The 25,534-nt window shown below is 32.7% G+C and carries 26 protein-coding genes; 21 read left to right on the top strand and 5 right to left on the bottom strand.

Annotation, left to right across the window (positions count from 1 at the left end; all coding sequences use genetic code 11):
* The first annotated feature begins 26 nt into the window (after window positions 1-26).
* The 5 genes from RMR09_RS08585 (at window position 27) to pruA (ending at window position 4,817) form a co-directional block, all read left to right on the top strand.
* Window positions 27-437 (top strand): GxxExxY protein, encoded by a 411-nt coding sequence (locus tag RMR09_RS08585; RefSeq protein ID WP_310595385.1) that lies wholly within the window; start codon window positions 27-29, stop codon window positions 435-437.
* A gap of 36 nt (window positions 438-473) precedes the next feature.
* Window positions 474-1,244: a methyltransferase domain-containing protein gene (locus tag RMR09_RS08580; protein ID WP_310595384.1), complete on the top strand. Its 771-nt coding sequence runs from the start codon at window positions 474-476 to the stop codon at window positions 1,242-1,244.
* Window positions 1,245-1,292: 48 nt separating this feature from the next.
* Window positions 1,293-2,546, top strand: a complete 1,254-nt coding sequence (locus RMR09_RS08575) for a DUF5103 domain-containing protein (RefSeq protein WP_310595383.1) — start codon at window positions 1,293-1,295, stop codon at window positions 2,544-2,546.
* Between the two features lie 85 nt (window positions 2,547-2,631).
* Window positions 2,632-3,018 (top strand): Co2+/Mg2+ efflux protein ApaG, encoded by a 387-nt coding sequence (gene apaG, locus RMR09_RS08570; RefSeq protein WP_310595382.1) that lies wholly within the window; start codon window positions 2,632-2,634, stop codon window positions 3,016-3,018.
* Window positions 3,019-3,191: 173 nt separating this feature from the next.
* Window positions 3,192-4,817 carry an L-glutamate gamma-semialdehyde dehydrogenase gene (gene pruA, locus RMR09_RS08565; RefSeq protein ID WP_310595381.1) on the top strand — a complete coding sequence of 542 codons (1,626 nt, stop codon included), beginning with the start codon at window positions 3,192-3,194 and terminating at the stop codon, window positions 4,815-4,817.
* A gap of 136 nt (window positions 4,818-4,953) precedes the next feature.
* Here pruA and rsmG read toward each other — a convergent pair whose 3' ends face one another.
* Window positions 4,954-5,583, bottom strand: a complete 630-nt coding sequence (rsmG, locus tag RMR09_RS08560; RefSeq protein ID WP_310595380.1) for a 16S rRNA (guanine(527)-N(7))-methyltransferase RsmG — start codon at window positions 5,581-5,583, stop codon at window positions 4,954-4,956.
* Between the two features lie 107 nt (window positions 5,584-5,690).
* On the opposite strand from rsmG, the gene RMR09_RS08555 reads away from it, so the two are divergent.
* The 14 genes from RMR09_RS08555 (at window position 5,691) to RMR09_RS08490 (ending at window position 21,569) form a co-directional block, all read left to right on the top strand.
* The gene (locus RMR09_RS08555) at window positions 5,691-6,788 is read left to right on the top strand and encodes an acyl-CoA desaturase (protein WP_310595379.1); all 1,098 of its coding nucleotides are present in this window, start codon (window positions 5,691-5,693) and stop codon (window positions 6,786-6,788) included.
* A 68-nt stretch (window positions 6,789-6,856) separates the two neighbouring features.
* Window positions 6,857-8,044 (top strand): pyridoxal phosphate-dependent aminotransferase, encoded by a 1,188-nt coding sequence (locus tag RMR09_RS08550; RefSeq protein WP_310595378.1) that lies wholly within the window; start codon window positions 6,857-6,859, stop codon window positions 8,042-8,044.
* A gap of 374 nt (window positions 8,045-8,418) precedes the next feature.
* A complete protein-coding gene (locus RMR09_RS08545; RefSeq protein WP_310595377.1) occupies window positions 8,419-8,634 on the top strand; it encodes a helix-turn-helix transcriptional regulator in 216 nt (71 codons plus the stop codon).
* Window positions 8,635-8,638: 4 nt separating this feature from the next.
* Window positions 8,639-9,856, top strand: coding sequence for a DNA cytosine methyltransferase (locus RMR09_RS08540; RefSeq protein WP_310595376.1), 1,218 nt, complete (start codon window positions 8,639-8,641; stop codon window positions 9,854-9,856).
* A gap of 8 nt (window positions 9,857-9,864) precedes the next feature.
* Window positions 9,865-11,343 (top strand): ATP-binding protein, encoded by a 1,479-nt coding sequence (locus RMR09_RS08535; RefSeq protein ID WP_310595375.1) that lies wholly within the window; start codon window positions 9,865-9,867, stop codon window positions 11,341-11,343.
* Entirely contained in the window at window positions 11,340-14,162 is a 2,823-nt protein-coding gene (locus RMR09_RS08530) for a Z1 domain-containing protein (protein ID WP_310595374.1), read from the top strand. Before RMR09_RS08535 ends, RMR09_RS08530 begins: the two co-directional genes overlap by 4 nt.
* A 2-nt stretch (window positions 14,163-14,164) precedes the next feature.
* The gene (locus RMR09_RS08525; protein ID WP_310595373.1) at window positions 14,165-15,136 is read left to right on the top strand and encodes a PD-(D/E)XK motif protein; all 972 of its coding nucleotides are present in this window, start codon (window positions 14,165-14,167) and stop codon (window positions 15,134-15,136) included.
* Window positions 15,136-17,523: an AIPR family protein gene (locus RMR09_RS08520; RefSeq protein ID WP_310595372.1), complete on the top strand. Its 2,388-nt coding sequence runs from the start codon at window positions 15,136-15,138 to the stop codon at window positions 17,521-17,523. Before RMR09_RS08525 ends, RMR09_RS08520 begins: the two co-directional genes overlap by 1 nt.
* Before the next feature lie 8 nt (window positions 17,524-17,531).
* Complete coding sequence (locus RMR09_RS08515; RefSeq protein ID WP_310595371.1) at window positions 17,532-17,888, top strand: VOC family protein; 357 nt, start codon at window positions 17,532-17,534, stop codon at window positions 17,886-17,888.
* Between the two features lie 181 nt (window positions 17,889-18,069).
* The gene (locus tag RMR09_RS08510; RefSeq protein WP_310595370.1) at window positions 18,070-19,932 is read left to right on the top strand and encodes a U32 family peptidase; all 1,863 of its coding nucleotides are present in this window, start codon (window positions 18,070-18,072) and stop codon (window positions 19,930-19,932) included.
* Window positions 19,933-19,995: 63 nt separating this feature from the next.
* Window positions 19,996-20,250 carry a type II toxin-antitoxin system prevent-host-death family antitoxin gene (locus tag RMR09_RS08505; RefSeq protein WP_310595369.1) on the top strand — a complete coding sequence of 85 codons (255 nt, stop codon included), beginning with the start codon at window positions 19,996-19,998 and terminating at the stop codon, window positions 20,248-20,250.
* A complete protein-coding gene (locus RMR09_RS08500) occupies window positions 20,247-20,501 on the top strand; it encodes a Txe/YoeB family addiction module toxin (protein WP_310595368.1) in 255 nt (84 codons plus the stop codon). Before RMR09_RS08505 ends, RMR09_RS08500 begins: the two co-directional genes overlap by 4 nt.
* A 15-nt stretch (window positions 20,502-20,516) precedes the next feature.
* Window positions 20,517-20,840: a DUF6370 family protein gene (locus RMR09_RS08495; RefSeq protein WP_310595367.1), complete on the top strand. Its 324-nt coding sequence runs from the start codon at window positions 20,517-20,519 to the stop codon at window positions 20,838-20,840.
* 12 nt (window positions 20,841-20,852) lie between these two features.
* Window positions 20,853-21,569, top strand: coding sequence for a pirin family protein (locus RMR09_RS08490; RefSeq protein ID WP_310595366.1), 717 nt, complete (start codon window positions 20,853-20,855; stop codon window positions 21,567-21,569).
* Window positions 21,570-21,577: 8 nt separating this feature from the next.
* On the opposite strand, the gene RMR09_RS08485 is transcribed toward RMR09_RS08490, so the two are convergent.
* Window positions 21,578-22,189 carry a hypothetical protein gene (locus tag RMR09_RS08485; RefSeq protein ID WP_310595365.1) on the bottom strand — a complete coding sequence of 204 codons (612 nt, stop codon included), beginning with the start codon at window positions 22,187-22,189 and terminating at the stop codon, window positions 21,578-21,580.
* Window positions 22,190-22,293: 104 nt separating this feature from the next.
* On the opposite strand from RMR09_RS08485, the gene fabD reads away from it, so the two are divergent.
* Window positions 22,294-23,166, top strand: a complete 873-nt coding sequence (fabD, locus tag RMR09_RS08480) for an ACP S-malonyltransferase (RefSeq protein ID WP_310595364.1) — start codon at window positions 22,294-22,296, stop codon at window positions 23,164-23,166.
* Window positions 23,167-23,246: 80 nt separating this feature from the next.
* A complete protein-coding gene (locus tag RMR09_RS08475) occupies window positions 23,247-23,939 on the top strand; it encodes a peptidoglycan DD-metalloendopeptidase family protein (protein ID WP_310595363.1) in 693 nt (230 codons plus the stop codon).
* Here RMR09_RS08475 and RMR09_RS08470 read toward each other — a convergent pair.
* The 3 genes from RMR09_RS08470 to galE form a co-directional block, all read right to left on the bottom strand.
* A complete protein-coding gene (locus tag RMR09_RS08470; protein WP_310595362.1) occupies window positions 23,926-24,249 on the bottom strand; it encodes a hypothetical protein in 324 nt (107 codons plus the stop codon). The genes RMR09_RS08475 and RMR09_RS08470 overlap by 14 nt on opposite strands.
* Window positions 24,234-24,428: a hypothetical protein gene (locus tag RMR09_RS08465; RefSeq protein WP_310595361.1), complete on the bottom strand. Its 195-nt coding sequence runs from the start codon at window positions 24,426-24,428 to the stop codon at window positions 24,234-24,236. The genes RMR09_RS08470 and RMR09_RS08465 overlap by 16 nt, the downstream gene beginning before the upstream one ends.
* An 86-nt stretch (window positions 24,429-24,514) precedes the next feature.
* The gene (galE, locus tag RMR09_RS08460) at window positions 24,515-25,528 is read right to left on the bottom strand and encodes a UDP-glucose 4-epimerase GalE (RefSeq protein WP_310595360.1); all 1,014 of its coding nucleotides are present in this window, start codon (window positions 25,526-25,528) and stop codon (window positions 24,515-24,517) included.
* Window positions 25,529-25,534 lie beyond the last annotated feature (6 nt).

The following is a 25,534-nucleotide window of genomic DNA, read 5'->3' as shown; positions in this document are numbered from 1 at the left end:
CACAAAGAATCCCAAAGAATTTGTTTATGAACGGTGAAAACAAATTAATTATTGATGAAGAATTAGAAGCTATAACTTATAAGGTTATTGGTTTAGCAATCGAAGTTCATAGAGAACTTGGAGCTGGATTGTTAGAATCTGCATATCAAGAATGTTTATTCTACGAAATAAAGAATACTGGTTTGTATGTAGAAAAAGAATTGAAATTACCTGTCATCTATAAAGATATAAAAATTGATCACGGTTATAGAATTGATCTTTTAGTTGAAAACAAATTAGTTTTAGAACTAAAAACTGTAGAAGGATTTACTGCTGTTCATTTTGCTCAGATTTTGACTTATTTAAAACTCGGAAACTATCCATTGGGATTGCTTTTTAATTACAACTCGACTATTTTAAGAAATAACATTAAACGATTTATTAATACACCATCGTGATACTTAGTGTCTCCTTTGTGAATCTTAGTGAAATAAATGAAAAAAATATTTAAATTCATCCTTAATACCATCCCACGTCCTATCTTAATTCGATTAAGTATTGTAGCACGTCCTATTTTGGCATTTTTATTAAAGGGAAAGACATTCACTGACCCTATTGATGGGAAAAGTTTTAGAATGTTTTTGCCGTATGGGTATGGAACACAAAGAAATAACGTACTTTCTCCAAGCACCCTTTCATTAGAAAGACACCGTTTATTATGGTTGTATCTTCAAAATGAAACTGATTTTTTCACGGCAACTGAGAAAAAAAATGTATTGCATTTTGCTCCTGAACAAGAGTTTTACAAGCGTTTCAAAAAGCAAAAAAACATTCAATACACTACTACCGATTTGTTTTCCCCATTGGCGGATGTGAAAGCAGATATTTGCAACCTACCTTTTGAGGACAATCAATACGATATGCTATTTTGCAACCACGTTTTGGAACACATTCCAGATGACACCAAAGCCATGCAAGAATTGTATCGCGTTTTAAAACCGGGCGGAATGGCCATCCTTCAAATTCCGCAAGATTTAAATAGAGCCACTACTTTTTCTGACGACTCTATTACAGACGAAAAAGAACGCGCAAAAATTTTCGGACAATACGATCACGTCAGAGTGTATGGACGTGATTATTTTGACAAATTAAGAAGTATTGGTTTTACAGTAATTGAAGAAGATTATACTAAAAAAATCAGTCTTGAATTGGTTACAAAATACTGCTTAGCTCCAGGAGAAATAATACCAGTTTGTTTCAAATAAGCAAAAGCGAATAATTGCTTATATTTACATTTCGTAATCCAAACAATTATGCTACGTTACCTGTTTCAAACGCTATTTTTTCTTGCAGTTACTTTTGCATCAGCTCAAGTTGAGAAAGAAATAGTGGCGCCCTACAACATCAAAACGGTTTCTTTTGTTCAAAATAATCAAAATACAGTTCCAATATTTCAATTAGGAGACTCTTTTCAATTGCAATTTGACGATCTGTTTGGCAATGACGCTTCTTATTTTTATGAAATCATTCATTGTGATTATAATTGGAATCCTTCTGATTTACAAAAAAGAGAATACCTTCAAGGATTTGATAATCAACGTATCCAAGAATCATCCAGTTCCTTCAACACCTTACAAATCTATACGCATTACAAACTAAGCTTTCCCAATGCAACCACGCAATTAAAAATCAGCGGCAACTATATACTGAAAATTTTAAACGAAGACAAAGAAGTTGTTTTCTCTAGAAAATTCATCTTGTATGAGGATGTAGTTTCGGTTCCAATTCAAGTTAAAAGAGCGCGAACGCTGAGCAACTTGGATTCCAAACAAAATGTAGAATTTACTATAAAATCCAATGTGATTAACTTCCAAAATCCATTGAAAAATATCAAAACCGTACTACTTCAAAACGGAAAATTTCAAACAGCAATAACAAACATTCCTCCTCAATACACTATTGGAAACGATTTAGTTTACAAATACGATACGCAAACTCAATTTTGGGCTGGAAATGAATTTCTTTATTTTGACAACAAAGAAATCCGAGTAGCAAGTAATAATATCTCTCTTATCGACAATCAAAAAGAAATATACAATTCCTATTTGTTTACCAATGAAGCCCGTGCCAACTCCAACTACTACAACTGGCAAGATGTAAACGGAAATTTTGTGGTACGTAAATTATTTGCTGAAAACAGTGATATTGAAGCTGATTATTCGTGGATTTATTTTAGTCTTTCTGCTCCTACTTTTAGAAGTGCTGATGGCTCTATTTATGTAACTGGAATGTTCAACAATTATGCTCTGACTCCGGAAAACAAGATGGAATACAATAGCGAAAAAGGAATTTACGAAAAAGCCATTTTAATCAAGCAAGGGTTTACTAATTATGAATATTTAGCTGTGAACCCAAACGGCACAATTGACCAAGAAAATGCTATTGATGGCAATTTTTACCAAACCGAAAACGAATATACTGTTCTGGTATATTATCGAGAAAATACCGATCGCTACGACCACGTGATAGGAAAAGGAACTGCAACTTCCTTAAATATAATTAATTAAAAAACATTTTCCAACTAAATTGTTAAAGCAAAATCATTTTTTTGTAGCTTTGTAAAGCACAATTTGATCATTTCAATATTCTATTATGGTTTCTCAAATTACAAGAGGCATAAAAATTTCTGTTTTGACTAGTTTTGAAGGCACTTACTTCAAAAACTATCGAATCCATTTTGCTTTTAGTTATGAAATCAAAATTGAAAATCACAGTAAAGATTCTGTACAATTAGTTTCTCGTCATTGGGAAATATTTGACTCGCTAAATGAATTAGAAATTGTAGATGGCGAAGGAGTTATTGGCAAAAAACCCGTTTTAAAACCTGGAGAACTTTACACCTATAGTTCTGGCTGTTTACTTTCTTCTCCACATGGCGCAATGAAAGGACATTTCAATATGATTAACTTTACTACAACTAAAACTTTCAAAGTTATTGTACCTTCATTTCGATTAAGCGCTCCTTTTGCCCTTAATTAAGAACACATTTCATTGAATAAATTTTAATTTATTCCTTTCAATTATCTTTTTTATTGAATTATCCTTTGTACTTTTGTAATAGTTTAAATTATTCGCAAGATTCAGAATAATTTTATTTTTTCAATTTTCTAATTCAAATCTGCTCTTTAGACAGATTTTTTAATACTATTATTATGCTAAAAGGATTTTTTAAAGTACCCAAAGCGGTCAACGAACCTGTAAAAGGATACGCTCCTAATTCACCTGAAAGAGCAGCTGTATTGGAGGCTTACAAAAAAATGTGGAATACTACTATCGACGTTCCTTTGTATATTGGAAGCGAAGAGATTAAAACTGGAAATACCAGAACGATGTCGGCACCACACGACCACCAACACATTGTAGGAACGTATCATTTAGCAAAGAGATCGCATGTAGAAAAAGCGATTGCTAACGCATTAGAATCTAGACACGCTTGGGCTAGCATGGCATGGGAACAACGTGCGGCTATTTTCTTAAAAGCGGCCGAATTAATTGCGGGACCTTACCGAGCTAGAATTAACGCAGCAACAATGATTGCGCAATCTAAAACGATTCACCAAGCCGAAATTGATGCGTCTTGTGAGTTGATTGACTTTTTGCGTTTCAATGTAGAATTTATGTCGCAAATTTATAGTGACCAACCTACCTCTGACTCGTCTGTTTGGAATCGTTTAGAATACAGACCATTGGAAGGTTTTATTTACGCCATTACTCCTTTTAACTTTACGGCTATTGCGGCGAATTTACCCGCAAGTGCTGCTATGATGGGAAATGTTGTGGTTTGGAAACCAAGTGATAGCCAAGTTTTTTCAGCTAAAATTATTATTGATATTTTCAAAGAAGCAGGTTTGCCTGATGGGGTAATCAATGTAGTTTTTGGAGATGCTTTAATGGTAACTGATACCGTTTTGGCAAGTCGTGATTTTGCAGGTGTTCACTTTACAGGATCAACCCATGTGTTTAAAGACATTTGGGCTAAAATTGGAACCAACATTCACCATTATAAAACTTACCCAAGAATTGTTGGAGAAACAGGTGGAAAAGATTTTATTATTGCCCATCCTTCAGCAAATGTAAAACAAGTTGCTACAGGAATTGTTCGTGGTGCGTTTGAATTCCAAGGACAAAAATGTTCTGCAGCTTCAAGAGCTTATATTCCAAAAAGCCTATGGTCAGCGGTAAAAGAACAAGTAATTACTGATGTAAAATCTATGAAAATGGGTTCACCAGAAGACTTTTCAAACTTCATTACTGCGGTGATTCACGAAGGATCTTTTGATAAATTGGCGAGCTATATTGACCAAGCTAAAAAAGATGCCGATGCTGAAATCATTGTAGGAGGAAATTACGATAAATCCAAAGGGTATTTTATCGAGCCTACAGTAATTGTGACTACGAATCCAAAATACACCACTATGGAAACCGAATTATTCGGTCCAGTAATTACCATTTACGTGTATGAAGATGCGCATTGGGCTGAAACCTTAAAATTAGTAGATACCACTTCAGAATATGCTTTAACAGGGGCTGTTTTCAGTACCGATCGTTATGCTATTGAAGAGGCGACTGTAGCACTTCAAAATGCAGCAGGAAATTTTTACATCAATGACAAACCAACCGGAGCTGTTGTAGGACAACAACCTTTTGGTGGTGCTAGAGCTTCCGGAACCAATGACAAAGCAGGATCTGCCTTAAATTTATTGCGTTGGGCTTCGCCAAGAACCATCAAAGAAACCTTGGTAGCTCCAGAAGATTACAGGTATCCGTTTTTAGGATAAACCAATTTACGATTTACGAAGTACGAGGTAAGATTTACGAAATACCAAGTAGGATATAAAAAACCCACAAATTGAAATTCAGTTTGTGGGTTTTTTATTGTAACTATTTACAATCGTAAATCTTATATCGTATATCTTATATCGTAAATTTCAACGGTAAGTGCACGACTTTCTTTGTCTCAAAAAATTCATCTTCAAAGATATCGGCTAAGTCATACAAACTGGCTTTTGGAAAAGCTGCTAACTCTTCGGTTAAGTCGCCTCCTTTAAGGTAGAGGATGCCGTTTTTTAATTCGTGTTTGTGTTGTTTTTTGATTTTGGTCTTTACCCAAGAAACAAAATCAGGCATATTGGTTACAGCACGACTTACGATGAAGTCAAAATCCCCTTTTACATTTTCGGCGCGAATTTGTTCGGCTTTCACATTTTTTAATCCTAAAGCATCAGCAACAGCCTGAACCACTTTTATTTTTTTGGCAATGACATCAATCAAATAAAAACGCGTTTCTGGAAAAAGTATCGCCAACGGAATACCTGGAAAACCACCGCCAGTACCTACATCCAAAACGTAAGTACCTGGTTCAAAAGCCTGTATTTTAGCAATCCCTAAGGAATGCAAAACGTGTTTAGTATATAATGCATCAATATCTTTGCGCGAAATGACATTGATTTTTTCGTTCCAATCGTGGTATAAAGAATCTAACTGTTGGAATTGTTCTTTTTGAACTTCGGTTAGATTAGGAAAATACTTCAGAATCGCTTCCATTTTAAAAATTTTTAACAAAAGTACTGTTTTTAGATTGGAAATAGTAGTTCATTTTTGCACATCGAAAATTTATAATAATTATCTTTGTTGATTATTATAACAATATTATGAATCAGACCGCTCCAACATTTGCAAAGCAAGACGATCTAAAATTTTTTAGAACATTAAACTCGCGGGTCAACAATTATTTCAAAGAAAACAACCTTGATAAAACTGGCAACTGGAAATTGCATCTCAAAACAATTGTGATGTTTTCTATTTTCTTAACGCCTTATTTCTTCTTATTGGCAATGGATATGCCCTTTTGGACGTACCTCCTACTCAACCTAATCATAGGTGTAGGAATGGCTGGCGTAGGAATGAATGTAATGCACGATGGTAATCACGGCGCCTACTCTAACAAATCATGGGTGAACAAATTCATGGGAGGCAGCATCTATATCTTGGCAGGAAACGTATACAATTGGCAAGTACAACACAACGTTTTACACCATACCTATACCAACATTTTAGGCCATGACGAAGATTTAGAAGCAGGACGTATTTTGCGTTTTTCTAAAACAGCTAAATGGTACAACTACCATAAATTCCAACATTATTACTCTGTTTTTTTATACGGTTTATTAACTTTCAATTGGGCAATCACTACTGATTTTCTTCAAATGAAACGTTACCTAAAACGCAACTTATCGTATGGTGAATTCAAAAAACCAGCGATTCGTTGGACTACATTAATCATTACCAAAGTCATTTATTTCTCCATTTGGCTAGTTATTCCAATGGTATTAGGCGTTACTTGGTGGAAAGTAATTCTAGGCTTTTTAGTAATGCACTACACCGCAGGATTGATTTTGAGTGTAGTCTTTCAATTGGCACACGTAGTAGATGAAACCGAAAATCCAATTCCAAACGAAAATGGAGAAATAGAAAATACTTGGGCCGTTCACCAATTGTACACCACTGCTAATTTTGCACCAAAAAATTGGTTAGTGAATTATTATACAGGTGGTTTGAATCACCAAATCGAACACCATATTTTTCCGAATATTTCGCATGTACATTACGATAAAATTGCCGAGTTTGTGAAACAAACTGCCAAAGAATGTAATCTTCCGTATCACGAATTTAAAACCACTAGAGAAGCCATTCTTTCGCATTTTACTCACCTGAAAAACTTAGGAATGAAACCCGAATTAAGCGCATAAACTAAAAACTAATACTAACTATACCTAATTCCAACAAAGAAGAATTAGACCATTCAATACAATAGAAAATGAGCAATCCACTTTCAGACAGAATTAACAACTTAGCTACATCACAAACATTAGCCATGGCTGCTTTAGCCAGAGAATTAAAAGCACAAGGAAAAGACATCATCAGTTTAAGCTTAGGAGAACCTGATTTCAACACGCCAGACTTCATTAAAGAAGCCGCTAAAAAAGCCATTGACGAAAATTACAGCACCTACTCTCCAGTAGATGGATATGCCGAATTAAAAGAGGCAATCTGTAGAAAATTCAAAAGAGACAATGATTTAGACTACAAACCATCTCAAATCGTAGTTTCTACAGGAGCAAAACAATCTTTATACAACATTGCACAAGTCATGTTAAATGATGGTGATGAAGTAATTTTACCTGCACCGTATTGGGTTTCTTATTTCGAAATCGTAAAACTTTCGGGTGGAGTTCCAGTAGAGGTACCAACTTCTGTGGAGTCTGATTTTAAAATCACGCCAGAGCAATTAGAAGCGGCTATCACGCCAAAAACTAAAATGATGTGGTTCAGTTCACCTTGTAATCCAAGTGGTTCTGTGTACAGCCGTGAAGAATTAACTGCTTTAGCAAAAGTGTTAGAAAAATACCCAAACATCTATGTAGTAGCTGACGAAATTTACGAACACATCAACTTCTCTGGGACTTTTTGCAGTATTGCTTCTATCCCAGGCATGTTAGAAAAAACAATTACTGTAAACGGAGTTGCCAAAGCTTTCGCTATGACAGGATATAGAATTGGTTACATTGGTGCGCCAGAATTCATTGCCAAAGCGTGTACCAAAATTCAAGGACAAGTAACCAGTGGAGCTAACTCTGTGGCTCAACGCGCAACCATTACTGCCGTAGATGCTGACCCATCAGTTTTAAAACACATGGTGAATGCTTTCCATAGCCGTAGAGATTTAGTGGTAGGATTAATCAAAGAAATTCCAGGAATGAAAATCAACGTGCCAGAAGGTGCTTTTTATGTATTCCCAGACGTTTCTTCTTTCTTCGGAAAAACCTTGAAAGGAACCGAAATTAAAGATGCTAACGATTTTTCTATGTACCTTTTGGCAGAAGCCAATGTGGCTACCGTAACAGGAGACGCTTTTGGAAATCCAAACTGTATTCGTTTCTCTTATGCGACTAGCGATGACATTTTAAAAGAAGCGTTACGCCGAATCAAAGAAGCGGTTTCTTAAAACCAACTTCTCATACAATCAAAAGCCTCAAGGAAACTTGGGGCTTTTTTTTGTAAAAAATTTGGGCGTGTCCTGTTGGCTTCGTGGCCTCGCCATAACAGGTCGGGCAATACGCTCTATCTTTTGTTTAGACATTGCGAGGTTAAGACGCGGCAATCTAAAAACAAAAGGATGCCGCTGCTATCCCTCACGCGGGTGTAGTTTTCATAAGAAAAATGTAATATAAAAGACAATCACACAACCAACAATTACAAAACAAAGTTTATATTAAACAATTGATTTTTATATACTTACAATCATGTTATTCCAAAATGGAATAACGATTTTAACTTATTAATATTGTTAAGTAAAATCCCAATTTTATTTCTACTCCTATGACAGAAAAAAAAATCAACCAAATCATTTCACATCAATTAGTTAAAGCTAGAGAAGAATTAGGTTATACCCAAATAAAAGTACAAAACGATAAAATTATTCGTCAAAGTACTTTGTCCAAAATTGAAAATGGAGTAAAGAACATTAGTGCTGCCAAACTTTTGGTACTAGCTGAATATTACAAAAAACCAATCGAATATTTTTTTAAAAAATAAAAAAATGAATTACATAGATTTATTTGCGGGTGCAGGTGGTTTATCCGAAGGATTTATCCGTAATGGATTTAATCCAATTGCACACGTAGAAATGAATAAAGACGCCTGCGATACTCTAAAAACTAGAACGGCATTTCATTATTTAAAAGAAAACAGTCAAATAAATACCTACTACGACTATCTAAAAGGTAAAATTTCAAGACAGGAATTGTGGGATAAAACACCTAAGAATCTAATTGAATCTGTCATTAATAAAGAAATTTCAACGACAACTTTACCTTCAATTTTTGAAAAAATTGATAATGAACTTGGTGAAAACCAAGTTGATTTAGTAATTGGAGGCCCTCCATGTCAAGCCTATTCAGTAGCTGGAAGAGCAAGAAAAAACATGGAAGATGATCCTAGAAATCATTTATATCTTCATTATGTTGAGTTTTTAAAACGATACAATCCTAAAATGTTTGTGTTTGAAAATGTTCCCGGAATTTTGTCCGCAAGTAATGGGATTTACCTAGATAAAATTTTTGAAGCAGTCAGAGATGCAGGCTATGAACTAGAAAAATCAATATTAAATGCTAAAAATTTTGGAGTTCTACAAGACCGAAAAAGAGTAATCATTATTGGCTGGAAGAAAGAATTAGATTTCAAATACCCTCATTTTGAAGTCAAAGAAAATAATTTTGAAATATTAAAACATTTATTTTCAGATTTACCCAAAATAAAAAGCGGACAAGGAGAATGGAATGTTTCCAAATATGCAAAAAAAACAAATGCTTATTTAGAAACAACAGGAATCCGAAATGGAATTGATTTTACAACACAACACGTTTCTAGATTTAATAATGAAAATGATTTAGAAATTTATAAAATTGCTATTGAAAAATGGACAAATGAAGGCAAAAGATTAAATTATGCAGAATTACCTTCAAGACTAATCAAGCATAATAATACCTCCACATTTAAAAATAGATTTCAAGTGGTTAACCACAAAGGTGTTTCACATACAGTTGTAGCACACATCTGTGCAGATGGACACTATTATATACACCCAGACATAACGCAAAATCGTTCGATAACAGTTAGAGAAGCCGCAAGAATCCAATCTTTCCCTGATGATTATTTCTTTGAATCTAACAGAACCGCTGCATTTAAACAAATCGGGAATGCTGTACCCGTTTTGATGGCAGAAGGAATTGCTAAGAAAATTAAAGAAATGATATAAAAAGTACTATGCCCCAATACAAACAATACAAAGCCGAAAACGCCAAGCCAAATCCAAAATCAACAATAAATTCATATCGTAGTTTTGGTTATAACCTTTCAACTGCAATAGCGGATATCATTGACAATAGTATTTCTGCTAATGCTGATAATATAGAAATTGATTTTTTGTGGAAAGGTAACGATTCTGTTATTTCAATTCTCGATAATGGTAAAGGGATGAATTTACCGGAGTTAATTATTGCTATGACTCCTGGCAGTAAAGATCCAGAAGACACTAGAGATGAAAAAGATTTGGGAAGATTTGGTATGGGGCTAAAAACAGCTTCATTCTCACAATGTAAAAGGCTTACAGTTATTACAAAAAAAGAAGGTTTTGCGACAATTAAACGTTGTTGGGACATTGATTTTATTAACAGCGAAGAAGAATGGACTTTATTAGATTATGTTTCTAATGAATCTTATTTAGATAAAGTTGATAAATTAAAAAGTGGAACTTTTATTGTTTGGGAATTATTAGATAGAATCGTAGGTAATTCTAAAGTTGAGAACGAGGCTGTTAAAAATGCTTTCTATCAAGAAATGACTACCGTAAATGATCATTTAAGTTTAGTTTTTCATCGTTTTATTGAAAGTAAAAAAATTAAACTTTTTACAAATACCCATGAAATAGAACCATGGAATCCTTTTCTGCTAAACCTTACTCCAAAGCCTGAAATGGGACAATTAGAAGTGTTAATCAACAATGTTGAAGTAACATATTTTATTTTGCCTCATATGTCAAAAATTAGTAATGAAGATTATAATAAATCAGGTGGACCATTAGGATGGTATCAACAACAAGGTTTTTATATATATCGAGGTGACAGATTACTTGTATCTGGAGATTGGTTAGGAATTGAAAAAAAGAGAGAGTATTCGAAACTAGCTAGGATTGCTATTAACTTCCCGAATGCAAATGATTTTGATTGGAACCTTGATATAAAGAAATCAACTGCAACACCGCCAATTGAAATACGAAAAGAATTAGCCAGAATTGCTAAAATGGCTGTAATGAAGTCTGCAAAAATATATAATTGGAGAGGTCCAAAAACAGGGACTTCAGAAAATAACAGTCAATCTTTTGAGAGTTTGTGGAAAGATGAAACAAACAGAGAAGGAATAAAGAAATACAAAATAAATAAAAAGCATCCCATCATAAAACAATTGCTTGATTCTGAAAAAGAAAACAAGCTTTTTTCAAAAGCTTTAAAGCTTATTGAAGAAAATGTTCCTTTAGAGTTAATTTTATATAATCAGAACGAAGACCCTTCTTTTCATGAGTTAGAAAGCATTCCTGAAATTCCTAGCGATGATTTAATCCATTTAGCAGTTGAATTATATAAAATTTATATAATTCAAGGAGTACCTGAAAATTTGGCTAAACAGCAAATAATGAATTCAACTCCTTTCAATTTATTTCCATTAATAAATGACTATTTAATATGAACAATATAAAAAACTCGGCTAGATTAATAGCGCATACACTTTTGTCCCATGCAAAACAAAAGGAAGAAATTACAGATGAAATAATTTTGAACATTATTGACAGAGTTGAAGCGACAATGTCATCGGTTGGGCAATCAATTGATAAAATAGAATTATTTGAAATATTAGTAGCAGATTTCAGCATAGGCAAAGGTTCAATTACAGAAATGAATGGTGATATAACACCTTGGCTTTATTCAAGAAAAGATGAAATTAATTGGGAATTGTGGAGTAGATATAAATCATACATGTATGAAAAAGATCCTTCTTTTCCTATTAATGATTTAGATGATTTTACAGATAAGATATTAGATAAGTGTTATAATCCAAAAGAAACAGGTTCTTGGGATAGACGAGGAATGGTTGTAGGTCATGTACAATCAGGCAAAACTTCAAATTATGTTGGTTTAATAAATAAAGCAACTGATGCAGGATATAAAGTTATTATAGTCATTGCAGGTACAATAAGCTCATTAAGAAGACAAACGCAAGAACGTATTGACGAGGGATTCATAGGCAGAAGTAGTTCAGCTTATATAAATAATAATGGTGAAAACAGAATCATTGGCGCAGGGAAGTACAAAGTTAATACAGATATCTATTCATTAACTTCCTCTTATTATCGAACTGGTGATGAAGGTGATTTTGACAGAAAAGTTGCTAATAGATTAAATATTCCGATTGGGAAAAATCCAATTGTTTTTGTAATTAAAAAAAATAAAAGCATTCTTGAAAATTTGATAGATTGGTTTTCTAAGGATTCTAATATTAGAATTGTGAATGGTCAACCAAAATTATTTGATGTTCCTGCATTGATTATTGATGATGAGGCTGATGCTGCTTCCGTTAATGCAACTAAAGACATAAATGACATCAAAGCCATAAATAAGTTAATTAGAACTTTATTAAATGTATTTGATCAAAACACATTTGTTGGATATACAGCAACTCCTTATGCTAACTTATTTATTCCACAAGATTTTAATGATGAATTAACTACAGTTGTAAAGGGTAAAACCTACTTTATAGGCGAAGATTTATTTCCTAAAGATTTTATTATAAATATTATAGCACCAAAAAATTATATTGGTGCAGCTAAAATATTTGGTTTAGAAAATCCGATAACTGGAGAAAGTCATGAACCGCTAAATGTATTCAGAGTTATTGACGATTATGATCCTCCATTTTTTAAGACAATAAATAAAAATAATAAGGATGATTTACCAGAATATTTACCTGAAAGTCTTGAAACAGCTTTAAAATCATTTATTCTTACTTGTGCTATTAGAAGATTAAGAGGACATAAAAAAAAACATAATTCTATGTTAGTTCATGTTGCTCTTTATGTTAAATGGATTGACAGAGTAGCATCTTTGGTCAATAAAAGAATGAAAGTTTTTAAAAATTACATAAGCGCTAATGATTCTCAATTTTTAAAGGAATTGGAAGAATTATTTTTAAATGATTTTTTACCAACAACCGAAAATGTAATTGAAAATATAGATTACAAAGACAGTAGAATTGAACTGCATGATTGGGAAGGTGTAAAAGCTGAATTAAAGAAAGCAGCTTCAAAAATTGATGTTCGAGCAGTTCATGGAACTCGTTCTACGACTAATTTAGAATACCATAATATTGATGAGATTGATTACTCTAGGTATGAAGAGGGTTTGTCTGTAATAGCTGTTGGAGGTGGCAGATTGGCTAGAGGAATAACTTTAGAAGGTTTATCAACTAGTTATTATTTGAGAACAACAAGAATGTATGATTCTTTGATGCAAATGGGTAGATGGTTTGGTTATAGACCTGGTTATGTTGATTTGTGTAGATTATACACAACAGAAACCATTTATGAATGGTTTAACCATATCACTATGGCAACTGAAGAAATGAGATATGATTTTGATGAAATGACTACTCGTAATTTAAAACCTAAAGATTTTACATTAAAAGTTAGAAATCATCATGGATTATTAGCTATAACAAGTGTTGCTAAACTTTTTTGGGCGCAAAATATTAAGATTTCGTTTTCTGGTCATAATCCACAAACATATTTGTTGTTTAAAGACCAAAAATCGATTCAAAACAATTTTAATAATCTCAAAAATTTATTTGAAAGATTAGGTTTCCCAAAAGATGAAAATATAATTACAAAAAGAAAAAAAGTTAGATACCTATTGTATAGAAATATTCAAATAGATGCGTTAACTGATTTTATTGAGAATTATAAAATAAATATTCCTTCAATAAATAATCAAATAATATCAGATTATATTAAAAATCAGAATACATGTAATAATATTAGAGAGTGGAATATTTGTATTGTATCTAATACAGGTGAAAAGGCATTATTATATGATGAAGGAGTAATTAAAAACCCTGAAAATAGAACAGAGTATGACACTCAAAAATATAAATTATCAGCTAATGGAAAAGAAATTGAATTAGTTTGTAGTGTCAGAAATCAAACTGAGCCGGGTGATTTATATAAAATAACAAAAAATCAAATTGATGATATTGTAGATCGTCAGGTAGATTTATTAGAAAATGGCACAGGAAGCATTAAAGAGAGAAGAGCCAATGAAAGCAAAGGTTTACTTCTAATTTATGCTTTAGACGAAAGAGGTACTACAAATGTTGAGAACGGAATTCCAATCATAGGTTATAGTTTGCATTTTCCTAAAATTGAAAATGAAGTTCAAGTTTCTTATTCTGCAACAATAAAAGAAGAACTAGACTTAGAGCCAATGGAAGATGATGATAATTCTGAAAACGAATAATTATGGTAAGTATTAAATCTATTTGGGAAAGTCATGTTCCAACTGATGAAATTATTATAAAAACACAACTTGAACATGTAAAACCGTTCAAATGTTTTGCGGCAACAAATCATATAACTGGTAATCATTTATACATATTTGAAACTTCAAAAAATGCTAAATTTCCTGAATTTAAAAATTTTAAGTTCAAGGGTTTATTCATTGAAATATTTGAATTTGAAGATGCAAAAGAGTTACATATTTATCTTTTAGACAACCAATTGAAAGACATCTTTAGTTTGTTTATTGAAAATATTGTAGAAGAAATTTCAAAAAGTGTTACTGAAAATGAAGCATTAGTTGATACATCAAATGTTGTTTTAAAATGGAAGAAATTATTTGACAAAATAAATTTTCAAGGGCTAACAATTGAAAAACAAAAAGGATTAATCGGAGAACTTTTATTGTTCAATTCATTATTAGATGAAGAATATTCAATTGATGCTTTATTAGAAAGTTGGACTGGTCCAGATTTTAATGATAAAGACTTCTGTTTTGGTTCATTTGGTATTGAAGTAAAGTTAACTTCATCAAAAGTTCCAAAAGTTAAGATTTCAAGTGAAAGACAGTTAGACAATGAAAATCTAACAAAATTATATTTAGTGTTATACGTGGTCGAAGAAGTTAAGGATAAAGGATTTTCATTAAATACTATTATCGAGCAAATCAGAACTAAAATTAACAATAATCAGAATGCTTTAAAATTTTTCAATGAAAGACTTTTATTAGTTGGCTATTTTGATGAAGATTTTGAAAATTACAACCGTCAATATGCTTTTAGAAAAAGAAATTTTTATAACGTTAGTAGTGATTTTCCAAGATTGGTAACTTCAGATTTACCTGTTGGTCTGTTTGACACAAAATACAACATTGAATTATCAGCAATAGAACAATTTTTAGTAAGTAATGAATCAATTCTTGAATTAATAAAATAATGGAGAGAGGATTAAAAAATTATATTGAAGCCATTCAGTCTGATATAGCTGCATTAGTATATTCAGATGGTGAAGGAGCAAGTTTTGAAGATAAATTTACGGAACATTGCATTGAAATATTGGACAATATTGGTAAATCAGAAGGCGCCAGAGTATTATCTTATATAAATCCTGATTCTCAAGGAAGAATTGATTGGAAAATAAATGGATATTGTCTAAAAGATGAATTCAAAGATGATTCTAACAAGGTTTACTTTGAAACATTAGATTTATTTATAACCTATTTCGATAAAACTTCCTACGATTATAACATTACTAAAGATGACTTTAATAAAAGTATAAATCAAATAAAGAAGTTTTTAAATGCTGCGCTAAAAGGGCATATTGATTATATTGATCCTGCTCAAACTGAGTTGAATCAGTTATTAAAAATCATTTTAAAGCAGAAAGCAAATTTTGACAGAATAAATATTTATTTTTTAATCAACGGTAATTCTAATCACGATTTAGAGAAAATCACCATAAAAGGATTTGATGATTTAGATATTTTTGTTCATGTTTGGGATATTCCTAGATTTTATAAGTTAAGTGAATCGTCAAGCAATAGAGAGCCGATTGAGATTGATTTTAAAGAGTTAATTTCAAATAATCAATATGGTATTCAATGTTTAAAAATGCCAAATATTAATGAGCTGTATGAATGTTATTTAGCAATTTTACCAGGTGAAGTATTATCAAAACTTTACAAAGAATATTCAAATGAATTATTAGAAAGTAATGTTAGGGCTTTTTTAGGTCAAACAGGTAAATTTAATAAAGGTATAAGAGATACGATAAGAGAAAAACCGCAAATGTTTCTACCGTATAATAATGGTATTACTGCAACCGCAGAAAACGTAGAAACTATTATTAATGATAATCAATTGTACTTAACAAAACTATTAGATTTTCAGATTGTAAATGGGGGGCAAACTACCGCCTCACTATTTCATACACAGAAAAAGTTTAAAGATGCAGATTTGAGCAATGTTTTTGTTCAGATGAAATTAACGGTAATTAAAGATGTTGAACAAAAAAACATTGAAGTTCCTAATATTGCTAGATATGCCAATAGTCAAAACAAAGTTTCTGAATTAGATTTATCTTCTAATAACCCATATTTCGTTCAAATTGAATCATTATCAAGAAAAAAATATGTTATTGATCCAGAAAATAGAAACATGTCTACCTTATGGTATTTTGAACGTGTTAATGGTCAATACAAAGAATCTTTAAATAAATTAACTACTCCAGCTCAACAAAGAAAATTCAAGGAACAAAATCCTACCAATCAGAAATTTGTTAAATCTGACGTTGCTAAGTACATAAATATTTGGGAATTAGAGCCCCACTATGTTTCACAAGGTGCTCAGAAGAATTTTATTCATTACACCAAAAAGATTAATGAATTAGTTAAGAAAAATAAATTTCCTGGCGAAAATTTTTATAAAAAATTAATCGCAAATGCTATTCTCTTTAAAGTAGTAGACAAACTTTTTGGTAGAAAAAACATTGATGCCATTGGTGACACAAATTTAAAATCATTTACGGTTGCTTATACACTTTCCTATTTTCATCATTTAACTGATAACAAAATTGATTTATGGAAAATTTATGAAGAACAACGTGTTGATGCAGTAATTGTAAACGAATTGCAAAAATTAATAGTTTTCGTTTACCATCAATTGGTTAAATCTTCAAATAATTCACTGATTTCAGAATATGCAAAAAGAGAATCAAGTTGGAAGTTATTAAAAGATGAAAATTATAAATTCAATTTCGATCAATATTCTGATTTCTTTATAACAAAAGAACAAGTCTTAGCTAGAGAGATAGAAACAGAAGAAATTGATAACAAATCAGAAAATAATTTGATGAGTATCAATAAAATTTTAGGTTTCGGAAATAAATTTTGGGATGGTGTTTCTAAATGGTCTATAGAGACTGAAGAATTAAAAGAGTTCTCCACTGATATTTGGGAAATTTCAAATAAAATAAAAAGAGCCAAAAATCTTAATAGTAGAGATATTGCCATTGGAAATAAATTACTTTCATATATCGAACAGAATAATTTAGATGCAAATAGTATTAAATCATTATCAAATGAAATCGAGGTGGAAGTTATTGATGTTAAAGCTATATATGACAGATTAAAGCTAATCTCTAAAAATGATTGGTCTAAAATATTTGATTTAGGGGAGCAAACTAAAATATTTGATAATCTTGAACTATCTAATTTAAAATCTGTTCAAAAGTCTATTTCAAAAAATGAGATAGTTAAAGAAGTAAATATAGAAAGAGCCTTGAAATCTATTAACAAATTGTCAAGATTCGGGATTAATCATTAGACTATTCAATGCTCAAACAAACCCATCCAAAACTGCCCATGCGCAACAAAGCCATAACTAGAGAATTCTATTGTAATCAAATGGGATTTGAAGTTTTTGGAGCCGACTTTGAGGGCTATTTGATGGTACAAAAAGACCAAATCCAATTGCATTTTTTTGAATTTTCAAACCTTAACCCGCTTGAAAATTACGGTCAAGTCTATATCAGAACCCAAGGAATAGAAGGTGTTTATAATGAGCTTTTAAAAAATAAAGTAGCCATTCACCCAGCTGGACATCTACAAACAAAACCCTGGGGACAAAAAGAATTTTCCATACTCGACCCAGATCATAATCTATTGATTTTTGGAGAAAGTGTTTTTTAGACTGAAGTGCATACCTACTCGTATGTTCTTCGATTGAGCGAGAAGTGACTTATTGTTGGAACTTATAAGACTTATATGTTTAAGAAAAAGACGAGTATAAACTTTGAAACTTTTTCCAAAAAATCCCAATTATTTATAAGAACTTTGCAGTCTTATTTTTCTAAAAGAAAGTAATCCAATAATGAAAAAGAAAATCGAAATACTAGCGCCTGCCAAAGATTTATTACACGGTATGGCTGCTATCAATAGTGGTGCCGATGCAGTGTATATTGGTGCTCCACAATTTGGCGCACGTTCCAATGCTCACAACTCTATGGAAGATGTGGCGGCTTTGGTACAATATGCACATTTGTATCACGCCCAAGTATTTGTAGTAATCAACACTATTTTATACGACAACGAACTCGAAACTTGTCGTCAAATGATTTGGGAATTGTACCATATTGGCGTTGATGCCTTGATTATTCAGGACATGGCGATTATGGAAATGGAGTTACCGCCTATCGTTTTGCACGCCAGTACACAAGCCAATAATCGTGATCCAAAAAATATTAAATTCCTTGCCGACGCAGGAATCAAGCGTGTGGTTTTAGCCCGCGAATTGAACTTACACCAAATCAATGAAATCAGAGAAGCGACCGATGTAGAATTGGAATTTTTTGTTACCGGTGCATTGTGCGTGGCTTTCAGCGGGAATTGTTATATGAGTGTGGCCAATGGCGAACGCTCAGCAAATCGTGGTTCTTGCGCTCAAAACTGTCGTTTACCGTACAATTTAATTGATGGTCATGGCGATACTTTAATCAAAAATAGTCACTTGCTTTCCATCAAAGATTTTGATGTAACGGATCAAATTCCAAACTTGATTGAAGCCGGAATTGTTTCTTTTAAAATCGAAGGTCGTTTAAAAGACATGGTGTATGTTAAAAATAATGTTTCGTTTCTTCGTAAAAAGTTAGATACCTTTTTAGAACAAAACCCCAATTACACCAAAGCATCTTCTGGAAAATGTACGTTTACTTTCGATTCGGAATTGAACCGCACTTTCAACCGAGGCTATACTGATTATTTCGTCAACGAAAGGCATCAAAGCATTGGTTCATGGGAAAGCCCAAAGTCCAAAGGACAATACATTGGTAAACTGATTAAAACCATTGGCAATTCATACCAAATTGAAAATGGCGAATTACTCAATAATGGTGACGGTTTGTGTTTCATTAACGAAAACAACGAAGCCGACGGAATTTATGTCAATCGTGCCGAAAACGGAATCATTTACCCAAATGTTCTCAAAGAAATCAAAGATGGCACTTTCATTTATCGCAACAACGATGCAGCTTTCATCAAAATTGTAGAACGCGAAGACAGTGCGGTTCGAAAAATCAGCACCACTTTGGTTTTAACCGAAAATGAAACTGGTTTTGAATTAATCGCCACTGACGAAGATGGTTATGTGAGTAAAGTTCATTTGGAACACGCCAAAGAGCCAACCAAAAACAATCTATCTATTGAAGACAACATCAAAACCCAATTAGCTAAAACCGGTTTTACACCTTATACGGCTGATGAAATTACAATTCAGTTTTCAGACAATTGGTTTTTACCAATTTCAAAAATTAACGAAATGCGTCGAACGGTTTACGAACAATTGACTGAAATTCGTTTGGCAAATTACAAGCGAGAGGAACATCAAATTGTTAAAACCGACCATCCATTTCCTGTAGATCAATTGGATTTTACCTACAATGTTGCTAATAAATTGGCACGAAAATTCTACGAGCGTCACGGCGTTACTGAAATTGAAAAAGCCTTCGAATTGCAATGGGATCCAGGAAAATCCCGAGTGATGACTACCAAATATTGCATCAAATACGAACTTGAAAAATGTCCAAAATACCACAAAGACACTTTAGGCGTTAAAGTCAAGGAACCATTGGTATTAAAACAAGGCGAATTGGAATACAAACTGAAATTCAATTGCAAGCCCTGCGAAATGGAAATCTGGGAAAAAGATGCCGAATTTGAAATTGAAGAGGAAGATTAATTTATTGTTTAAGTACTTATTTACGTTATTTTTTTATAATTTTGTATTCTAAATTTATGAAAAATGAAAGTCATCAATTACACTGATTTACGATTAAATCTAAAAAAATGGATGGATTCTGTCACAGATGATATGGAAGAAATAATTGTAAAGCGAAAAGATAACAAAGATCTTGTTTTGATTTCGCTAGAAGAATACAATGCCTTAAACGAAACCAACTATTTATTGTCTGGAAAAAACAGAGACATCTTACTTCAATCTGTAAAAGACGTTCAGGAAAACCAATCAATTATTCAAAATCAATTAATTGAAGAATGATAGTTTCTTGGCAAATTCAAGCTTGGGAAGATTATTTATATTGGCAAAAAACCGATAAATCCAAACTCAAACGAATCAACGAATTAATCAAATCATGTCTTCGCACTCCTTTTGAAGGTATTGGAAATCCAGAAGGATTGAAACATGATTTACAAGGATTTTGGTCAAGAAGAATCGACACAGAACATCGATTGGTTTACACCTTTAGAGAATCAAATTTAATCATTGTTTCGTGCAGATATCATTATTAAAATCACACTAATTCCATGAAAAAAATACTAACTTTTTTATTTGTTTTAAGTAGCGCCGTGATATTGGCACAAGCCAAAAAAGAAAATTCAAAAATTCAAATAGTAGAAGCTTCTTGTGGCCAATGCCAATTTAAAATGGAAGGTAAAAGTTGCGACTTGGCTGTTCGAATTGATGGGAAACCCTATTTTGCAGAAGGTACTTCTATTGATGCTCATGGCGATGCCCATGCCAAAGATGGTTTTTGCGCAAGTATTCGAAAAGCAGAAGTGATTGGGACCATCAAAAACAATAAATTTTTTGTAACTTACTTTAAATTACTTCCGCTTACTCAAAATTAAATCCAACTTACTATGAAAAATACCGTTTTACACAAAGCCAATTCAAGAGGTCATGCCGATCACGGTTGGTTGAATGCTTACCACAGTTTTAGTTTTGCTAGTTGGTACAATCCAGAACGCATTCAGTTTGGAATGTTACGTGTTTTGAATGATGATACTATTGCGGCTGGAATGGGTTTTGGAACGCATCCACACGACAATATGGAAATTATCACGATTCCACTAGAAGGAGATTTAGCCCACAAAGATAGCATGGGAAATTCTTCTACTATCAAACAAGGTGATGTACAAGTAATGAGTGCAGGAACTGGAATTCAACACAGCGAATTCAATCCGAATCCCGACCAAAGAACTAAACTATTCCAGATTTGGGTTTTCCCAAAATTTCGAAATGTCGAACCCCGTTACCAACAAATTTCATTACAGCCCGAAGACCGGATCAATACTTTACAACAAATTCTATCTCCTAATCCAGAAGATGAAGGAGTGTGGATTTATCAAGATGCTTGGTTTCATATTGGAAAATTTGAGCAATCAATGAACATAGAATATCCCATCAAGAAAGAAGGAAATGGAGTATACACTATGATAATTTCAGGAACTGCAACCATTAATGGGACAGCATTAGAAACACGAGATGCAATAGGAATTTGGGATGTAGAAAAATTAGATATTCAAGTCCACGAAGGAACTGAATTATTACTGATAGAAGTTCCAATGGAACAATAAAGAAAGCGCTATTTAGCGCTTTTTTTTATCAAATCAATTACTCCTTCAGGATAAACAATGAATTTCACCATATAAATTGGGGCATCAAATGTGGAGGTAAGCAACGATTGTTTATTAAATAAACTTCTATACCCTATACCTGCACCAACTCCAAAAACGGGACTAATTTTATAATTAACTTGTGTTGAAAGTTCGTTGATATAAAGATCTACATTTGTACTACTCAGCACCTCATCTCCTAATTCTCTGACGTAACGGGGTTTTCCAAAACCAACTTGTTCTGTAACAAAAACTTCAAAATGGTGGCGGTGATACAAAATCCAATCATTATAAATACTAAAATACCAAAAATCGACTTTATTAGTTACCACACGAGAAGTCTTTTTACTGATGTATTCAAACTCAACAGGCTTCAACATAAATGACGCTCCTATTCCTATTCGAGTCAATTTTTTATATTGGTATCCATACTTTGCCCCAATTAAGACGATTGAATTGTCTCTAATTGATGAGATTCGATTATCAAATTGAAAATTCAATTTCCATTTCGGAATACTATCCTGCGCTGATAATTGAAACGAAACAAGAAGAACAAATAGTAATGGACTTATTTTAAACATATCTTAGTTTGATTGCTCTCTTTTAGAATGCAAAAATGCAAAAAGGTTTAATAACAAATGTCCTTTATATAAAAAAGTTTATTTTTGCATCAAATTTACAAGATATGAAAGCATACGTATTTCCAGGCCAAGGAGCACAATTTACCGGAATGGGTAAAGAACTTTATGAGAATTCGCCTTTGGCAAAAGAACTTTTCGAAAAAGCGAATGCCATTTTGGGATTCCGCATTACAGATATTATGTTTGAAGGAACGGCCGAAGAATTAAAAGAAACTAAAGTAACGCAACCCGCAGTTTTTTTACATTCTGTTATTTTAGCAAAAACGCTTGCCGACTTTAAACCAGAAATGGTTGCTGGTCACTCTTTAGGAGAATTTTCTGCTTTAGTTGCCAATGGAGCGTTATCTTTTGAAGACGGATTAAAATTAGTTTCACAACGTGCATTAGCGATGCAAAAAGCCTGTGAGATTACTCCTTCAACCATGGCGGCAGTATTGAATTTAGAAGACAAAATTGTAGAAGATATTTGCGCATCAATTGATGGTGTCGTAGTAGCTGCTAATTACAATTGTCCTGGGCAATTAGTAATTTCTGGCGAATACAAAGCGGTAGAATTGGCTTGCGAAAAAATGAAAGAAGCAGGTGCAAAACGCGCATTAATCTTACCTGTTGGGGGTGCATTTCACTCGCCAATGATGGAACCTGCAAGAGAAGAACTAGCAGCAGCAATTGAGGCTACTACTTTCTCTACTCCAATATGTCCAGTATATCAAAATGTAACGGCAAGTGCTGTTTCTGATCCTGCTGAGATTAAGAAAAACCTAATCATTCAGTTGACAGCTCCTGTAAAATGGACACAATCCGTTCAACAAATGATTCAAGATGGAGCAACTAGCTTTACAGAGGTTGGACCTGGAAAAGTTTTAGCTGGTCTAATTGGTAAAATTGACAAAGAAGCAGTTACTGCTAATGCTTAATTAACAATTATAGATACAATTAATCCTCATAGAATATATTTTTATGAGGATTTTTTATTTTTGAAAATACGATAAAAGATATGACTGCACTAATCGAATTACTTACCCTTTGCAAAGCCTCAAAAGTGATAGCACCTAGTATCTCATATTCAGAATACATCCCTCTTGATTTATCTATTTCCAACCAAGAAATTAATCAACTAGAAACTGCAAAGGATTATGGGGCTTTCATTCAAAAGCATTTGGATAACAGCAAAGGAAAAATAGCTTTTGGAGGCTACCAAGAAATTCGAAATCTATACAAAAGAAGTACAGTTTTTAATGCTAAAAATTCCGAAGAACGTAACATTCATATTGGTTTGGATCTATGGATTAATGAATCGGCTAGCGTTCATGCAGCACTAGATGGCAGAATTCATAGTTTGCAAAACAACACAGCTTTGGGTGATTATGGTCCAACGATAATTATTGAACATACCATTCAAAACCAAACATTCCACACACTTTACGGTCATTTAAGCGAAGAAAGTTTAACCGGCAAACAAATTGGTGATACAGTATCTCAGGGTGAGCAAATTGGAAATTTGGGTTTACCACCAATCAATGGAGATTATGCTCCACATTTGCATTTTCAGATTATCATTGATATGGAAAATAAGTTTGGGGATTATCTAGGTGTTTGCAGTACAAAAACTCTTGATTATTACAGTAAAAATTGTCCCGATCCGAATATTATTTTAAAAATATCTAATTCACATTTTACAAATATCTAATTTTTTCAGAGTAATTATTTAAAATTCCTGTTATTAAATAAGTAGTATCTTTTTTCTCAAAGAATATATACCAAGTGGTTCTCTTATTTTGATTAAAAAAAATATAATTACTCCCTAAATAAAGTAATTTTTCTGGAGTTGGTTTATTGTTTAAATGAATATTGGAATTAATTACGTTATATATTGATATAACATATTCTTCCGCAGATGCAATAAAACCAAAATATTCTTTTTTATATAATTGATACACTAAAGTATCTAAATAATCAACAACGGCAGGACTTACAAATACTTTTATTTCTCCCACCATCCTCTAATCCTCTTGACAGACTCTTGTTTTGCAGTTTCAATAGATAATCCAGATTGAATTTCTTTTTCAAAATCAAAAGTTTTTGTACCAATTCCTTTTTGAGTTAAAGGCGAGATAGGATAAGAAACACTTGGTTCCTCTACTTTATTAATTTTAGACTTAGGCTGTTTGGAATCCATGGGTATATTTTTTTAGCTAATGTACAAAAAATCCCAAACTGCTCGTTTGGGATTTTTTATTTTAATTGAACTTGAAAATTAAAAGCCTATCTTCTAATTTTTTGTTCCCATTTCCAGGCGCTAGCCATCGCTTCTTCCAGAGTCGATTGGGCTTTCCATCCTAGAACATTATTCGCTTTATCTGTGTTGGCATAGGCTTCTGTAATATCTCCTTCTCTACGCGCTACAATTTTATAAGGTAATTTTTGTCCGCTTACTTTTTCAAAAGCTCGGATTACTTCTAAAACAGAGCTTCCTGTACCAGTCCCTAAATTAAAGGTTTCAACTTTAGCTTGATTTTTCTTATTCAACAAACGTTGCATCGCAATAACGTGAGCTTTTGCCAAATCAACCACATGAATATAATCGCGAATCGCAGTTCCATCTGGAGTAGGATAATCATCTCCATAGACCGATAATTCTTGACGTAAACCAATACCAGTTTGAGTGATAAAAGGAACCAAATTCTGCGGAACCCCTAACGGCAATTCACCTATTTCAGCTGAAGGATGCGATCCGATTGGGTTAAAATAACGCAACAAAATTGCGTTGATATTAGTTACTTTAGTCGTATCTGTTATAATTTCTTCTCCAATTTGTTTGGTATTACCATACGGCGACATGGCTGTTTGTACTGATGAATCTTCGGTAATTGGCATCTTTTCAGCCTGACCATATACGGTACAAGAAGAGCTGAAAATAAAATTGGCAGCAGGTTTTTGTTGCAGTTCTTGTAAAATATACACCAATGCATTGATGTTATTTTCATAATACAATAACGGATTCTCTACACTTTCACCTACCGCTTTTGAAGCCGCAAAATGAATTACTCCATCAATATCTTGATGTCTTCTAAAAAAGTCTTGTACTTTTTCTTTGTCACGTAAATCCAATTTTTCAAAAGCAGGAACTTTCCCTGTTATTGCTTGGATTCCATCCAAAACCGCTAATGAAGTATTGGATAAATTATCAATCACAACAACTTCAAAACCTTCGTTTTGTAGCTCTACAACTGTATGCGAACCTATAAAACCTAAACCTCCTGTTACTAATACTTTCATTTGATT

It is taken from the genome of Flavobacterium sp., from assembly GCF_031537875.1.
Taxonomy (GTDB): domain Bacteria; phylum Bacteroidota; class Bacteroidia; order Flavobacteriales; family Flavobacteriaceae; genus Flavobacterium.
Note: the sequence above shows the minus strand (reverse complement) of the source record. Positions and strands in the feature narration are given on the sequence as shown.

Coding starts and splice junctions, on each gene's coding strand:
- RMR09_RS08475 (WP_310595363.1), top strand. CDS start 23,247: ATGACTGCACTAATCGAATTACTTACCCTTTGCAAAGCCTCAAAAGTG.
- RMR09_RS08555 (WP_310595379.1), top strand. CDS start 5,691: ATGAATCAGACCGCTCCAACATTTGCAAAGCAAGACGATCTAAAATTT.
- pruA (WP_310595381.1), top strand. CDS start 3,192: ATGCTAAAAGGATTTTTTAAAGTACCCAAAGCGGTCAACGAACCTGTA.
- RMR09_RS08550 (WP_310595378.1), top strand. CDS start 6,857: ATGAGCAATCCACTTTCAGACAGAATTAACAACTTAGCTACATCACAA.
- galE (WP_310595360.1), bottom strand. CDS start 25,528: ATGAAAGTATTAGTAACAGGAGGTTTAGGTTTTATAGGTTCGCATACA.
- RMR09_RS08540 (WP_310595376.1), top strand. CDS start 8,639: ATGAATTACATAGATTTATTTGCGGGTGCAGGTGGTTTATCCGAAGGA.
- rsmG (WP_310595380.1), bottom strand. CDS start 5,583: ATGGAAGCGATTCTGAAGTATTTTCCTAATCTAACCGAAGTTCAAAAA.
- RMR09_RS08520 (WP_310595372.1), top strand. CDS start 15,136: ATGGAGAGAGGATTAAAAAATTATATTGAAGCCATTCAGTCTGATATA.
- RMR09_RS08585 (WP_310595385.1), top strand. CDS start 27: ATGAACGGTGAAAACAAATTAATTATTGATGAAGAATTAGAAGCTATA.
- RMR09_RS08545 (WP_310595377.1), top strand. CDS start 8,419: ATGACAGAAAAAAAAATCAACCAAATCATTTCACATCAATTAGTTAAA.
- RMR09_RS08515 (WP_310595371.1), top strand. CDS start 17,532: ATGCTCAAACAAACCCATCCAAAACTGCCCATGCGCAACAAAGCCATA.
- RMR09_RS08575 (WP_310595383.1), top strand. CDS start 1,293: ATGCTACGTTACCTGTTTCAAACGCTATTTTTTCTTGCAGTTACTTTT.
- RMR09_RS08490 (WP_310595366.1), top strand. CDS start 20,853: ATGAAAAATACCGTTTTACACAAAGCCAATTCAAGAGGTCATGCCGAT.
- RMR09_RS08505 (WP_310595369.1), top strand. CDS start 19,996: ATGAAAGTCATCAATTACACTGATTTACGATTAAATCTAAAAAAATGG.
- RMR09_RS08510 (WP_310595370.1), top strand. CDS start 18,070: ATGAAAAAGAAAATCGAAATACTAGCGCCTGCCAAAGATTTATTACAC.
- RMR09_RS08580 (WP_310595384.1), top strand. CDS start 474: ATGAAAAAAATATTTAAATTCATCCTTAATACCATCCCACGTCCTATC.
- RMR09_RS08470 (WP_310595362.1), bottom strand. CDS start 24,249: ATGGTGGGAGAAATAAAAGTATTTGTAAGTCCTGCCGTTGTTGATTAT.
- RMR09_RS08495 (WP_310595367.1), top strand. CDS start 20,517: ATGAAAAAAATACTAACTTTTTTATTTGTTTTAAGTAGCGCCGTGATA.
- RMR09_RS08465 (WP_310595361.1), bottom strand. CDS start 24,428: ATGGATTCCAAACAGCCTAAGTCTAAAATTAATAAAGTAGAGGAACCA.
- fabD (WP_310595364.1), top strand. CDS start 22,294: ATGAAAGCATACGTATTTCCAGGCCAAGGAGCACAATTTACCGGAATG.
- RMR09_RS08525 (WP_310595373.1), top strand. CDS start 14,165: ATGGTAAGTATTAAATCTATTTGGGAAAGTCATGTTCCAACTGATGAA.
- RMR09_RS08500 (WP_310595368.1), top strand. CDS start 20,247: ATGATAGTTTCTTGGCAAATTCAAGCTTGGGAAGATTATTTATATTGG.
- RMR09_RS08530 (WP_310595374.1), top strand. CDS start 11,340: ATGAACAATATAAAAAACTCGGCTAGATTAATAGCGCATACACTTTTG.
- RMR09_RS08485 (WP_310595365.1), bottom strand. CDS start 22,189: ATGTTTAAAATAAGTCCATTACTATTTGTTCTTCTTGTTTCGTTTCAA.
- apaG (WP_310595382.1), top strand. CDS start 2,632: ATGGTTTCTCAAATTACAAGAGGCATAAAAATTTCTGTTTTGACTAGT.
- RMR09_RS08535 (WP_310595375.1), top strand. CDS start 9,865: ATGCCCCAATACAAACAATACAAAGCCGAAAACGCCAAGCCAAATCCA.